At 36.3% G+C, this 14,579-nt stretch carries 12 protein-coding genes; 8 read left to right on the top strand and 4 right to left on the bottom strand.

Annotated elements, in window-relative coordinates; translation table 11 throughout:
- Nucleotides 1-311 precede the first annotated feature (311 nt).
- The 5 genes from AC0OM3_RS18885 to chbG all read left to right on the top strand — a co-directional run bounded on the left by AC0OM3_RS18885 (nucleotide 312) and on the right by chbG (nucleotide 4,676).
- On the top strand, nucleotides 312-614 hold the full coding sequence (locus AC0OM3_RS18885) for a PTS sugar transporter subunit IIB (RefSeq protein WP_001023563.1): 303 nt from the start codon (nucleotides 312-314) through the stop codon (nucleotides 612-614).
- Nucleotides 615-630: 16 nt separating this feature from the next.
- Nucleotides 631-1,938, top strand: coding sequence for a PTS cellobiose transporter subunit IIC (gene celB / locus AC0OM3_RS18880; RefSeq protein ID WP_001168822.1), 1,308 nt, complete (start codon nucleotides 631-633; stop codon nucleotides 1,936-1,938).
- A gap of 182 nt (nucleotides 1,939-2,120) precedes the next feature.
- The gene (locus AC0OM3_RS18875) at nucleotides 2,121-2,444 is read left to right on the top strand and encodes a PTS lactose/cellobiose transporter subunit IIA (protein WP_000989046.1); all 324 of its coding nucleotides are present in this window, start codon (nucleotides 2,121-2,123) and stop codon (nucleotides 2,442-2,444) included.
- 3 nt (nucleotides 2,445-2,447) lie between these two features.
- Nucleotides 2,448-3,773 carry a 6-phospho-beta-glucosidase gene (gene celF / locus AC0OM3_RS18870; protein ID WP_000145747.1) on the top strand — a complete coding sequence of 442 codons (1,326 nt, stop codon included), beginning with the start codon at nucleotides 2,448-2,450 and terminating at the stop codon, nucleotides 3,771-3,773.
- A gap of 198 nt (nucleotides 3,774-3,971) precedes the next feature.
- On the top strand, nucleotides 3,972-4,676 hold the full coding sequence (gene chbG, locus AC0OM3_RS18865; RefSeq protein ID WP_046946620.1) for a chitin disaccharide deacetylase: 705 nt from the start codon (nucleotides 3,972-3,974) through the stop codon (nucleotides 4,674-4,676).
- 41 nt (nucleotides 4,677-4,717) lie between these two features.
- Here chbG and AC0OM3_RS18860 read toward each other — a convergent pair whose 3' ends face one another.
- Entirely contained in the window at nucleotides 4,718-5,899 is a 1,182-nt protein-coding gene (locus AC0OM3_RS18860; RefSeq protein ID WP_474212655.1) for a chromate transporter, read from the bottom strand.
- A 187-nt stretch (nucleotides 5,900-6,086) separates the two neighbouring features.
- Here AC0OM3_RS18860 and exsM point away from each other — a divergent pair, with 187 nt between their 5' ends.
- Nucleotides 6,087-6,500, top strand: coding sequence for an exosporium regulatory protein ExsM (exsM, locus tag AC0OM3_RS18855; protein WP_000207045.1), 414 nt, complete (start codon nucleotides 6,087-6,089; stop codon nucleotides 6,498-6,500).
- Nucleotides 6,501-6,724: 224 nt separating this feature from the next.
- Here the strand turns inward: exsM and AC0OM3_RS18850 are convergent, their stop codons facing one another.
- The 3 genes from AC0OM3_RS18850 to AC0OM3_RS18840 form a co-directional block, all read right to left on the bottom strand.
- Nucleotides 6,725-9,400 (bottom strand): sigma-54-dependent transcriptional regulator, encoded by a 2,676-nt coding sequence (locus AC0OM3_RS18850; protein ID WP_474212653.1) that lies wholly within the window; start codon nucleotides 9,398-9,400, stop codon nucleotides 6,725-6,727.
- A 104-nt stretch (nucleotides 9,401-9,504) separates the two neighbouring features.
- Nucleotides 9,505-10,242, bottom strand: a complete 738-nt coding sequence (locus AC0OM3_RS18845; protein WP_000597185.1) for a polysaccharide deacetylase family protein — start codon at nucleotides 10,240-10,242, stop codon at nucleotides 9,505-9,507.
- 199 nt (nucleotides 10,243-10,441) lie between these two features.
- Complete coding sequence (locus tag AC0OM3_RS18840) at nucleotides 10,442-11,515, bottom strand: glycosyltransferase family 4 protein (RefSeq protein ID WP_000378319.1); 1,074 nt, start codon at nucleotides 11,513-11,515, stop codon at nucleotides 10,442-10,444.
- A gap of 540 nt (nucleotides 11,516-12,055) precedes the next feature.
- Here AC0OM3_RS18840 and AC0OM3_RS18835 point away from each other — a divergent pair.
- Both AC0OM3_RS18835 and wecB read left to right on the top strand, forming a co-directional pair.
- Nucleotides 12,056-13,381, top strand: coding sequence for a UDP-glucose dehydrogenase family protein (locus AC0OM3_RS18835; protein ID WP_000704924.1), 1,326 nt, complete (start codon nucleotides 12,056-12,058; stop codon nucleotides 13,379-13,381).
- A 74-nt stretch (nucleotides 13,382-13,455) separates the two neighbouring features.
- A complete protein-coding gene (gene wecB / locus AC0OM3_RS18830; RefSeq protein ID WP_000140145.1) occupies nucleotides 13,456-14,571 on the top strand; it encodes a non-hydrolyzing UDP-N-acetylglucosamine 2-epimerase in 1,116 nt (371 codons plus the stop codon).
- Nucleotides 14,572-14,579 lie beyond the last annotated feature (8 nt).

The following is a 14,579-nucleotide window of genomic DNA, read 5'->3' as shown; positions in this document are numbered from 1 at the left end:
TAGAGGAGTTTTTTTAATAGATTTTCACGCTGAAAAAATTTTTTTAGTGTTTTTTTGTTTTAAACACAACTAGACAACTAAACACTAATCTATTTTCATACAGTTATGTGTTAAAAGCGTGTTGTTTTATAACACACTGTGTGTTTTTTAGACGACACACTAATTGAAAGCGTTAACACACAAAGAAAATGCTCGAAAAAGCACTGATTTTAGTGCTTTTAAAAAGTTGGCACGCTAATTGCATTAATAAATAGCGTAAAGAAAAATAAATAAAACATAAATTTTTTATACTACACAAGGGGGATTTTCAAATGAATATTTTATTATGTTGCTCAGCAGGGATGTCTACAAGTTTACTAGTTACAAAAATGGAAGCGGCTGCAAAAGCTCGCGGTTTAGAAGGAAAGATTTGGGCTGTATCTGGGGATGCAGTAAAAAACAATATCGACCAAGCAGATGTGTTATTACTAGGACCACAAGTTCGTTACATGCTCTCTTCAATGAAAACGCTTGCCGACGAGAAAAATGTTGGAATCGACGTTATTAATCCAATGCACTACGGCATGATGAATGGAGAAGCAGTTTTAGATCACGCATTAACACTAAAAAAATAATTAGGGGGGAAGCGAAATGCAAAAGTTTATTGCATTCATGGAGAAATATATCGTTCCTGTCGCTGGTAAAATCGGATCGCAACGTCACTTAGCTGCGATCCGTGACGGATTTATTGCAGTTATGCCACTTATTTTAGTTGGTGCACTGGCATCACTAATTAATGGTTTTCCATCTGAAGCTTTCCAAGATTTCATGAAAGGTTTGTTTGGTGAAACGTGGAAACAAGTTGGCGGTGGAATGTGGACTGGTTCTTTCGCGATTCTAGCACTAATCATAGCATTTACAACAAGTTATAACTTAGCAAAATCTTACGGCGTTGATGGTTTGTCAGCAGGTATTATTTCATTTGGTGCGTTAATTATTCTTACGCCAACAACACCGAAAGAAGGCGGATTGAACTTAGCTTGGACAGGTGCACAAGGGCTATTCGTAGCAATTATTGTGGCACTCCTTGTTACTGAAGTATTCCGTTTCTTTGTACAAAGAAACATTACTTTTAAAATGCCTGATGGAGTACCACCAGCAGTTTTAAGATCTTTCGCAGCTATAGTTCCAGCATTTGTTATTTTAACAGTAGTTGCAGGTATTCAATTAGCAGTGAAATTAGCTGGTACAAGTGTTCATGAATTTATCTTTAATACGATTCAATCACCACTGCAAAGTTTAGCAGGGACATTACCAAGTGCAATTGTCATTGTACTCCTTGTTCATCTTCTTTGGTTCTTCGGTTTACACGGTCCAAATATCGTTGGTGGTATTATTGAGCCGTTATACTTACCGGCATTAGAGAAAAATATGAAGTTATTCCAAGGTGGCACATCTGCATTTGATGTTCCAAACATTGTTACAAAACCATTCTTTGATACTTTCGTATATCTTGGTGGTTCTGGTGCAACATTAGCGTTTTTAGTAGTTGTATTACTTGTAGCAAAAAGTGCACAATTACGCGGTGTATCTCGCTTATCAATTGGACCAGGTGCATTCAATATTAACGAACCGGTAATATTCGGTACACCAATTATTTTAAATCCAGTTTTATTCTTACCGTTTATCATAACACCAATTGTCTTGGTAATTACTTCTTATACAGCTATATCTATTGGCTGGGTACCAAAAACAGTTGCGATGATTCCATGGGCAACACCACCAATTATTAGTGGTTATCTTGTAACAGGTGGACATCTTTCAGGTGCAATTCTACAGTTATTCAACTTTGTAATTGCGATGGTAATCTATTATCCATTCGTTGTGTTATGTGACCGTTCAGTCGTTCGTACTGAAAAAGCAGCAGCACAAGGAAATAACAACTCTGTACCTATGTAACATAATAATTGTTCTCACAGACAACATGATCTGTGAGAACAATTACCTTTATATCATGTTCAAAAAGATGATACTCATCTACAAGAACACCAAACTATCATTCATAAAATAATAATTTAATAGAAATGTTCAAACTGAAGGGGTATTTCAATCGGTTGAACCTTATAGAGAGGACGGTAATTATGATGACTACAGCAGAACAAATTCCATTCCAATTGATTTTAAATAGTGGTAACGCACGCAGCTTTGCAATGGAGGCAATTCAATTTGCCAAACAGGGGAAAATGGCAGAGGCTGATGAAGCGATGGTAAAGGCGAAAGAAGCGATCAATGAAGCGCATCATTTCCAAACAGAGCTCATACAATCAGAAGCAAGAGGAGAAAAAACAGCGGTTAGTGTTCTCTTAATTCACGCACAAGATCATTTAATGAATGCGATTACAGTAAAAGAATTAGCGGCAGAGTTTATCGATCTTTATAAAAAGTTAGAAGCGAAAGGGGAATAAAGCATGACTGGAATTAAAATTGCTACAATCGGCGGTGGATCTAGTTATACACCAGAGTTAATTGAAGGATTTATTAAGCGTTATGATGAGCTTCCTGTTCGTGAAATTTGGTTAGTAGATATTGAGGCAGGAAAAGAAAAGTTAGAAATCGTTGGTAACTTAGCGAAACGTATGGTAAAAAAATCTGGTTTACCAATCGAGGTACATTTAACGCTTGATCGCCGCGAGGCATTAAAGGATGCTGATTTCGTAACGACGCAGCTTCGTGTTGGTTTATTAGAAGCACGTGCAAAAGATGAAGCAATCCCATTAAAATATGATGTAATCGGTCAGGAAACGAATGGTCCTGGTGGTTTATTCAAAGCGCTGAGAACGATTCCTGTTATTTTAGATATTTGTAAGGATATGGAGGAGCTTTGTCCGAATGCATGGTTAATTAACTTTGCAAACCCAGCTGGTATGGTAACAGAAGCTGTTCTTCGTTATACAAATATTCAAAGAGTAGTTGGTCTATGTAACGTTCCAATCGGAATCCGTATGGGTCTTGCAAAGTTACTTGAAGTAGATGCGAGTCGTGTTCACGTTGATTTCGCAGGTTTAAATCATATGGTATACGGACTAGATGTATACTTAGATGGCGTAAGTGTAATGGATCGTGTGTTAGAGCTTGTGACAGATCCAGAAAAGCAAATTACGATGGAAAATATCGCAGCGCTTAACTGGGAACCAGACTTTATTCGTGGCCTTCGTGCAATTCCATGTCCATACCATCGTTACTACTACAAAACACGTGAAATGTTAGAAGAAGAGAAAGAAGCTTCAATTGAAAAAGGTACACGTGCAGAAGTAGTAAAACAATTAGAAAATGATTTATTCGAGTTATATAAAGACCCGAACTTAGATATTAAACCACCACAATTAGAAAAACGTGGCGGAGCTTATTATAGTGATGCAGCATGTAGCTTAATTACGTCTATCTACAATAATAAAGGTGATATCCAGCCTGTTAATACACGAAACAACGGAACAATTGCAAGCTTACCACATGATTCAGCTGTTGAAGTGAACTGTATTATTACGAAAGAAGGCCCAAAACCAATTGCAGTTGGAGATCTTCCAGTACCAGTTCGCGGTTTAGTACAACAAATTAAATCATTCGAGCGCACAACAATTGAAGCTGCTGTTACAGGGGATTATCATAAGGCGCTGCTTGCTATGACAATTAATCCACTTGTACCATCAGATAAAGTTGCAAAACAAATTTTAGATGAAATGTTGGAAGCACATAAAGAATATCTTCCGCAATTCTTTAAAAAGGTAGAGAAATAAAGCGGCGCTATTTAGCCCGCTTTTTTTATTCTATCCCACTTTAATGGGCAGTAAGACCACTACCTCAAAATTCAGCGAAAACAAAGAAATTAGGTGGGGGATCAACTGCCCATAAAAGTCCGATTGGTTCAACTAATAATCAGTGGGGGGAGAAAACCCCCCACTGATTAAAGTTTCACTTTATTAGGAGGTATTATGATGATTAAGTTAATTGTAAATGCAGATGATTTCGGTCTTACAGAAGGTACAAATTATGGCATTATTGATGGACATATAAATGGACTTGTAAATTCAACGACGATGATGATGAATATGCCAGGAACAGAGCATGCGGTACGCTTAGCGAAAGAGTACAACCTACTCGGAGTAGGCGTACATCTCGTATTAACAGCAGGGGAACCACTGTTAAAGGATGTACCGTCACTCGTAGGGGCAAACGGGTCGTTTCATAAACAAAGTGTTGTAAGGGAAGGGAATATAAATCCAGAAGAAGTTGAGAGAGAATGGACTGCTCAAATTGAGAAGTTTTTATCTTACGGATTAACACCAACTCATTTAGATAGTCATCATCATGTACACGGATTACCGATCTTACACGATGTTCTTGAGAGATTAGCGGCTACATATAATGTTCCAATTCGTCGTTGTGAGGAAGATAGAGCGGTGCATCCATTTTCTGATGTGTTTTACAGTGACTTTTACGCAGATGGTGTGACGGAAGATTACTTTGTGAAGTTAAAAGAAAGAGTACAAGGTGAACAAACGGTAGAAATTATGGTTCATCCAGCTTATATTGATCCAGAGCTTGTGAAGCGTTCTTCTTACGTAATGGATCGTGTGAAGGAATTGCGTATTTTAACAGAGAGTGAGTTGCCAGAAGGAATAGAGCTTGTAAAGTTTTAATAGAAAAAACGACGGCATGGTATAGCCGTCGTTTTTTCTATTTATAAAATGGACAGAACATATCCGCCAAAGGCTCCAAGTATAACGATAACCCAAGGTGGTGTTTTCCAAAAAGCGAGCAAGCAAAATAGAAGAGACGCAAAAACAAAATCTACAGCGTTCATAATTGTGCTTGTCCAAATAGGGTTATAAAAAGCGGCAATTAAAATACCGACAACAGCGGCATTGACTCCAAGTAGTGCGCCTTGTATGAAAGATATTTTTCTTACACTGTTCCAAAATGGTAAAACACCAATAACGAGTAAGAAAGCAGGGAGGAAAATCGCAATTGTTGCGAGTATTGCCCCAAGCGTCCCGTTTAACACTGCTCCTATATAAGAGGCGAATGTAAATAGTGGTCCTGGTACTGCTTGTGTTAATCCGTATCCAGCTAGGAACTGTTCTTTCGTCATCATTCCGTTTTGTACGAACTCACCTTCAAGAAGGGGCAGCACGACGTGTCCTCCTCCAAATACAAGTGCGCCAGAGCGATAGAAACTGTCAAATAAAGCGATGTAATAAGAGAACGGTCTTAATATTGGTAGCAGTAGTAATAGTCCAAAGAATAAGACGAGACAAGAAACTGCTATTTTTTTTGAAATAGGTACTTTTATATTTTGAGATTGGCTAATTGGTTGGTTGCGATATAAAAACCAGCCGATAAAGCCACATATTATAATGAGGATGACTTGTGTCCAACTACTTGGCCATAATAAGGCGATTGCGGCAGTTACGATCGCAATTGTTGCACGGTTGCGATCTGGAGTTAACTTTTGCGCCATTCCCCATATGGCATGAGCGACAATAGCGACTGCTACAAGTTTTAGTCCATGAATCCAGCCAGCACTTCCAAGATCGAACTGATTAAGGAATGAGGCGAAGAAAACCAAAATAAGTACAGACGGTAAAGTGAATCCAATCCATGAAATAATAGCTCCTAAAAGCCCGCCCCTTAATAATCCAACGCCCATACCGACTTGACTGCTGGCAGGACCAGGAAGGAATTGACATAATGCTACTAAATCTCCATAGCTTCGTTCATTCATCCATTTTCTTTTTTGCACGTATTCGTGGTGGAAATAGCCGAGATGAGCGACAGGACCGCCGAATGAAGTAAGTCCTAATTTAAATGAGACGAGAAAAATCTCTAATAATGTGTGGAAGGTGTGTTTGTTTTTTTTCAAAATAACCTCCTATAATGTTTTTCTATGTGCATTATACAAGAGACGTTCAATCTATAGGAACGATTTTAATGTAAAGATTTTGTGAATCTTTTCTTTGTAATTAAAATTGAAAAAGTCATAAATGATTATGTCTAAACCATAAAGTAGTAGAAGTAGTGCTGGGAAATTTATATAAGGAGAATGCCTTATGACAACACATTTCTTTGCCAGGTTAACAGGTAAGAGGGAAGTGCCTCCTGTAAATACAGAAGCTTTTGGGGTAGCAGAGTTTATTTTTAGTGATGATTTAACGAAATTGCATTACAGAGTAATACTAAAAAATATAGAAAAGGTTACATCGTGTCAAATTCATTTAGGGAAGTCTACTCAAATTGGTCCTGTTGTTTTCTATTTGTATGGTCCACTGGAGCAAGGGATTAGCTTGAACGAGGGAAGTATTACTGGTGTAGTGAATGTAGAGGATTTTGAGGGACCTTTACAAGGGAAATCATTTGTACATTTACTTCAAGAAATTATTCAAGCAAATGTATATGTTAATGTCCATACGAAATCACAAAAAAGGGGAGAAATAAGAGGGCGAGTTAGAAAAGTAAAGAAGTAGAGGAAAAGGCTGTCCATATGTTGGAACAGCCTTTTCTCATTATATAAGGTGCTAGTTTTAGTGATTATTGTCGGTAAAACGATATATTGTGAAAACCGTTGATATAATCTGAGTTACGCCGATATATTGTGAGAATCGCTGATATAATCTGAGTTGCGCCGATATATTTTAATAATCGCTGATATAACTCATGTTACGGTCGATATTTTTAAAAACGGCCTCAATTAATTTTTAAAAGGTTGATTTTTAATAAAGAAGTCCATAACGTAAAACACTTCGTCATCAGGTATTTGTATTTCAAATGTATTTTCAATTGGTTGCAATGCTTTTTTTACTTTCATATACATCCAGTATTCATCTTGTCTTCTTTTCTCTTTATCAGGGTGAGGAAGAAGGTTTTCTCCTTTTTGAAGACGGTCAACCATACAGCTCATATGCAGAATAACACCCATTAAGCTATCAGGAGTTAGCTGTAAGGAAATTAATTCTTGAATTGTATTTAATGCGTAACGAATTGTTTTGATAAGTAATGCTCCATCGTTACGCTGCATTTGTTGTTCAAGAATATCCGCCATTTTTGCATATGTTTCTTCATACGTAATTAATTCTTGAATGGGCTGAATTGCTGTGTAGTTTACGATGTCTTGGAAATGATATGTTAAGCATGGCACTTGCACATCGAAATTCGTGACAATACAAATGATGTTACGCTCTTTTTTTATGTTCTCGATCATTTTCGTTAAATCTTTTTCATGGACGATACTAATCGGAATAATTTCAATTAAGTCTTTATCAAATCGTAAATAATTCTCTAACATTTTTTGAATAGCTAAAGCACTTCCTTCACCAGTTAAACAAGCTGTTAAAATAACAGATTTCATTGGAGAGAGAGGTTTTTTCTTTTCTTCTTGTACGTTTAAGTAAAACGGTGTTAAATTTTTTACTGTTTCATATAGCGCATCTAATGAATAACCGAGCTGAGCTTTTCGAGCTGCTTCCAGTGCATGTGGTGTGCTCGTCATCGAGAGAACACGTACAGGGATTTTAAACTCCGTTTCTAATATGTCACCGATATAAGCAAGTGACCCCATATCGACAAGTAAGAGAAGCCCATTTACATTTTGTAGTGTTTTCATATATACTTTCACACGTTCCAAGAAATCTTTCGGTGATTCATGTAACGGCATATCAATACCGGTTACTTCCTCAATGCCGAGAAGTTCGTTTGCAACGTTTGCCATTTCAGTTGCTATGCCATTACCGTGTGCTAATATTAATACTTTTACTTCTGTTTGTGAGGCAGGAATTGGATCAACAACGAAGAACATTGTTAAAAAGCCAGCTTCATCAATAGGCATTGTTATTTGTAACTCTTCTTCCAGTAGTTGAATGCCTTGCATAGCTACGGAAAAGGCTTTTTTATATTTCGTACGAATTTGATTTAATTGTGGGTGATATATTTGTTTGCCGCTTTGTAAACGTTGTAGAGTTGTCTGTACATGTAAACTTAAAGCGAGAAATACTTTTTCATCAAACGTCTTAGATAAATGCTTTTCCGCAAGTTCCGCTATTTTTTCACATACGGAAACGATATTACGATCCACAATTTTAAAAACATTTTCATGGCTTGTTTTTTTTGATATTTGGTTAAAATATTGTACGAAAAAGCTTTGAACATCATTTTCTATTAGTAATTCTAATTCTTCCTCTTCAATACCGCGTGCTTGAAGTTCTTCGTATTTATAATCAATATAATCGTAAATAGAAGAGCGTTTTTCATCTTCTGTTTTATGATTACTCCAACCTTCATCACCTGTAAATACAAATGTTTCATTTGGTATTTGGTATAAGTGACGGCTCTTTCTTTCGATGAACAGCCCCTCTTTCATATACCAAGGTAAGTCTGTACTTGAAACATAGACAGAATCACGTTTCTTTGTTACGAATTCAGAATAGGCTTTCGCACAGGCGATCTGTACATCCGTTTTTAATTGACCGATGTTATTGGGACAATTGTAAAAGACGAAAGCACGCATTGCATTCGGACTAACGTGAATTTCTTTTCGCAGACGAATTGCTTCATTTGTAAAAAATAGTTGTAGTAAAGCAAAGCGCTCTTTATGTGTACGCTCACGAAGTGGTGGCAGCGTGATAGTCATCGGTATACGTCTTGTAAATGTTTTTAATAAAAATGAATTTGGTTCTTCTGTTGTTGCAGTAATGATTAATACTTGTGCTTTACGCTCGTTTTCTGTTTCTCCAAGGCGGCGATATACTCCGCGGTCAATAAAGGTGAAAAGCATTTCTTGGCCTTCTGGAGGCAGGCGATGTACTTCATCTAAGAAGAGAATCCCTTCATGAGCTTTTTCAATTAACCCTTTTTGATCACTTGCACCTGTGTAAGCTCCTTTTTTAATTCCAAATAACTGTCCAAGTAGTAGCTGTGGATTATTTGCATAATCAGCGCAGTTAAAGACGATAAATGGTGCATTTTTAGGAAGTTGTTCAACTTCAATTGCATATTCGTGCATTAAAGAAGCAAACATAGACTTTCCGACTCCTGTTTCTCCGAGCAGTAAAGTATGCATACCGTTTGGAGGATAGAGCATTGAAGCTTTCGCTTTTTCAATTGCGATTTTAAGGCTTGTATTTTCAATTGCAAATGTATCTAATGAAGTCACTTCTTTTGAATGCGTTTCCAACAAAGCGTTCGTTTCTATATAAAAACGAACGGGACGCGTATTTGTTTTTAATAAACGTTTATCTTTTACAAGTTTGTTTAAGTCGCTACTTACATTGGCGCGATCTAGTTGCAGAAAGGTAGCGAGTTCTGATGCGGTTACACCTTCTGTATAATTGCCTTTTTGTATTGCGTTAAAAATGAGATCTATTCGTTTCATTTCTATTCACCTCGAAACTTCATCACTATTTAAAATTTTACACAAAAACGGGAAGGGTGGGAAGAGAAAAATAAAACAGCTTTAGCACATAGGCACTAAAGCTGTTACAATCTTGTGTCTTTCCAAAAATTTACCTTGAGATGAGAAGAAGGATTATAGGGAAGAAGTTTGTATCCTTGTGACTGTAAATAATCAATTACTTTTGGCAGTATTTGTACGGTTACACTCGAATCATGCATTAAAATGACTTCTACTTGTTCATCACTTTGATTACGTACTCTTTCGAGTATGGCAGAAGGATTGTCATAGCTTTTCCAGTCGTATGTATCGATTGTCCAATCCCACATTTTATACTGGGCCGATACAAGTGCGTCACGGTAATTCTTTTTTAAGTAAGGCATACTACCATATGGAACGCGAACGAGATGTGTATTTAATTTCGTAACTTGCTGGACAATGCTTTGTGTTTGCTCCATTTCTGCAATTAAAGTGGAAGGGTCACCAGTGTAAAGGCGTTTTACATCATGTGACATGCTGTGGAGACCGATATAATGTCCTTCTTTAATTAATCTTTGCATCGTTTTTGTGTAATGTGGCACTTTTCCGCCAATAACAAAGAAAGTTGCTTTTCCGTTCTTTTCTTTTAAGATGTTTAAAATTTGTGTAGTATATTTGTTTGGCCCGTCATCAAATGTTAAGTACGCAATTTTTTGTGTAGGAGAGGTCGTTTCAGTATTTGGATGATATTCAGCAGGAATAACAGTTGTTGCTTCAGTATTAGATGATGCGTACATAGTAATGGTCAAAAATAAAATAATACATTGCAATACTCGCTTGATCATAACATTCACCCTCAGTTTGACAATCAAGATGTAAAAAGAAAACTTGATACGTTTCTTATTATGTATATCTTTCTCCAATAGAGGAACTCTCAAACAATCTATATTTTGGAAATATAAAATAAGGAATAAAAAATAGCATCCTCTTATAAGAAAGAGGATGCTATTTGAATATTTCATAATGGTAAAGGCTATACTACAATTAGTCTTCGCGTTTTTTCACTTTTTTATAAAAGGAAATAATTGGTTTGTAGCGTTCATGTACAAGCCCGATTATTTCAGCAATGATTTCTGTGAAGAAAATCAAAGCGAAAAGAAGAATAATGGATAACCATAATGTTGCACTAGTGAAAATAATGGCATTTACACTAAAGAAAATACCGAATGCGTATATAATTAGTACCGTTTTGCGATGAGAGAATCCCATTGCAAGTAAGCGGTGATGTAAATGCGATTTATCTGGTGCTGAAATAGGTTTTTTATTTACGATACGACGGATGATTGCAAATATCGTATCAAATATAGGTACACCTAAAATGATAATTGGAACGATAAAACTGAATAACGTTACACTTTTGTATAATCCAAGTAACGATATAACAGAAATACAGTATCCTAAAAATAGTGCTCCTGTATCTCCCATGAAAATTTTTGCTGGATGGAAGTTGTAGAATAAAAATCCAATTGTACTTGCTAATATAATTAATGCAAGTGGCAATATAATAGCTGTTCCAGTACCCCATGGACTAGTGAAGGCCATATATGCTAGCGTTGCAAGTACGATAGATGAAATCCCCGCAGATAATCCATCTAAGCCGTCAATTAAGTTGATTGCATTCGTAATACCTACAAGCCAAAATACTGTAATTGGATAAGCAAGCCATCCAAGTTCAGTATCCCCAAGGAATGGGATATATAATACTTGCACTAATAATCCACTTTTTACAATCATAATGGCAACTAACAGTTGTCCACCGAATTTTACTCTCGCAGATAACTCGTACATATCATCTAAAATTCCGATGATTACAATGATAATCGCACCTAGCGTTATCGATAACATTCTTTGCTCATATAAGCCGCCAACAACAAATCCTACAGCTACACCGATAAAGATTGCTAACCCGCCAAGACGAGGCATAATCTTTTGGTGCACTTTACGTGCGTTTGGCTTATCTGTCGCTCCTATTTTAAAAGCTAATTTAATAACTAAAGGAGTAACGACGAGTACAGTGATGAAAGATGCCAAAATGGCATAAATCACTTGTGAGTCCATTAATACCCCACCCTTTATAGTCTAACGTAATTTTTTTTTTTTGAAAATATATTTATCTGAAAATTATGATGTTTATTTACAGGCTCATAACATATGGTATCACAAAAAGATTAGAATTCAATCTTTTTTTCTTTTTACGCTTAATGGAAGCGGATAGAATATATGACAATTGTATATAGAATGTTGAATCATATAAGAAGGTTAATCGTACTGGACTTTGGAATATGACATTTCCTCTTTTTCTTCAATAGTGAATACTTTTATTTCAGTATTATAAGTGTTACACGTAGAAATGAGTAAGTCTCGTGTTAAAATGTGGGAATTTATCTGGAGTGAGCTGGTAGCTGGCTTCCCAATGATTAAGTTGCACTTTATATTATAGTGCATTTAATTTTACAAAAACTTTAAAAAGAATGAGGGAAGTAATTCATATAATGAAAAAGGAAAAGAGTTTTCTCATTTTTAATGTGAGAGGGGGAAGCACAGGGAGAATTCTATATTTCATATCTTTTCTATTGTATATTCCTGTGCGAAAAGGAAATGAAAATTACGATAGTAGGTACTGGATATGTTGGATTGATTACAGGAGTAGGATTGGCAAAGTTGGGGCATTCAGTTACATGTTTTGATATAGATGATGAGAAAATTGAACGGATAAAACAAGGGGATTTACCTATTTATGAGGTTAGATTACATGAATTAATAAATCATGCATATGAGAATAATGCTTTAACTTTCACATCAAATAAAGAAGAGGCGTTTGAGGATGTAGAGTTTATATTTATTGCAGTTGGAACACCACCTTTATTAGATGGGACGGCGGATTTAACGTATATTCAGAGTGCTTGTAATGATATTGGAGTATATGCGACGAACGATATTATTGTTGTTACGAAAAGTACAGTTCCAGTAGGTACAAATGATGTAATGAAAGGATGGATTGAGGAGGAGTTAAAGGGGAGATATACATTACATATCGTATCGAATCCAGAGTTTTTGCGTGAAGGTTCAGGTATTTATGATTTCTTTCATGGAGATCGTATTGTAATTGGAGCAGATAGTGAGGAAGTAGCAAGAAGAGTAGAGAGTTTGTATAGCGAATTACGCTTAGAAACGTATGTTACAGATATTAAAAGTGCAGAGATGATTAAATACGCGTCGAATGCCTTTTTAGCTACAAAGATTAGTTTCATGAATGAAATTTCAAATATATGTGAGAAGGTAGGCGCAAATGTACTGGATGTTGCTAAAGGGATGGGAATGGATAAGAGAATTGGTGCATCTTTTTTAAATGCGGGCATTGGATACGGAGGATCGTGTTTTCCGAAAGATACGAAAGCGCTGGTGCAAATTGCGGGAAATGTTGCTCATGATTTTCGTTTGTTAAAAGCGGTTATTGAAGTAAATAATAAGCAACAACTGCTATTGATTGAAAAAGCGAAAAAAGTCATGAACATGAATAAAAAGCGGATTGCAGTTCTTGGCGCATCCTTTAAACCAAATACGGATGATATTAGAGAGGCACCATCTCTTATTATAATAGAAGCATTAATTAATATAGGTGCAGATATTGTTCTTTACGACCCAAAAGCAATTCAATATGTGAAAAATATATTTGGAGATGCTATACAATATAGCAATTGTATAGATGAATCGATTAGAGATGCGAGTGCGGTTTTTATCGTAACAGAATGGGAAGATATTCAAACTTATCCGTTAGAAAAGTACGTACAACTTATGAGGGAGCCTATTTTATTTGATGGGAGAAATTGTTATACTGATGAAGATGTTAAGAAACAAAAGATAGATTATTACTCGGTGGGAAGAAAAAGTATTTGTAATAGAAAAGTTTCTGTTATACGTTAAAAAGGGATATACTCATGCCTATTTTTATATGTCATAATAGAAGCTGTAATTAGTGAAAGAAAAGAGGCAATCACATGACTGAACGTTTAAAAGTAATGACAATTTTCGGGACACGTCCAGAAGCAATTAAAATGGCACCTCTTGTATTAGAGTTGCAAAAACACCCAGAAAAAATTGAATCGATTGTGACTGTAACAGCACAACATCGCCAAATGTTAGACCAAGTATTAAGTATCTTTGGAATTACGCCAGATTTCGATTTAAATATCATGAAAGATCGCCAAACTTTAATTGATGTTACAACGCGTGGCTTAGAAGGTTTGGATAAAGTAATGAAAGAAGCGAAGCCGGATATTGTACTTGTACATGGTGATACAACAACAACATTTATTGCAAGCTTAGCTGCTTTTTATAATCAAATTCCAGTAGGTCATGTTGAGGCGGGCCTTCGTACGTGGGATAAGTATTCTCCATACCCAGAAGAGATGAATCGTCAATTAACAGGTGTAATGGCGGATCTTCATTTCTCACCGACAGCAAAATCAGCAACGAACTTACAGAAGGAAAATAAAGATGAATCACGTATTTTCATCACAGGAAATACAGCGATTGATGCGCTGCAAACGACTGTAAAAGAAACATATAGTCATCCTGTACTAGAGAAACTTGGAAATGATCGTCTTGTACTTATGACAGCTCATCGTCGTGAAAACTTAGGTGAACCGATGCGTAACATGTTCCGTGCAATTAAGCGTCTTGTTGATAAGCATGAAGATGTACAAGTTGTATACCCTGTTCATATGAACCCTGTCGTTCGTGAAATAGCAAATGAAATTTTAGGTGAACATAACCGTATTCATTTAATTGAGCCGCTAGATGTAATTGATTTCCACAATGTTGCAGCTCGTTCATACTTAATGTTAACGGATTCTGGTGGTGTACAAGAAGAAGCTCCATCACTTGGTGTACCAGTTCTTGTTCTTCGTGATACAACAGAGCGCCCTGAAGGTATTGAAGCAGGTACGCTGAAATTAGCAGGAACAGACGAAGAGACAATCTTTGGTCTTGCTGATGAGTTGTTATCAGATAAAGAAGCTCATGATAAGATGGCGAAAGCATCTAACCCTTACGGTGATGGTCGTGCATCAGAGCGTATTGTAGAAGCAATTTTACAACACTTTAATAAGTAAATAAAAAA

Source organism: Bacillus sp. FAU20 (assembly GCF_056033865.1).
This window is presented reverse-complemented; position numbering and strand designations above follow the sequence as displayed.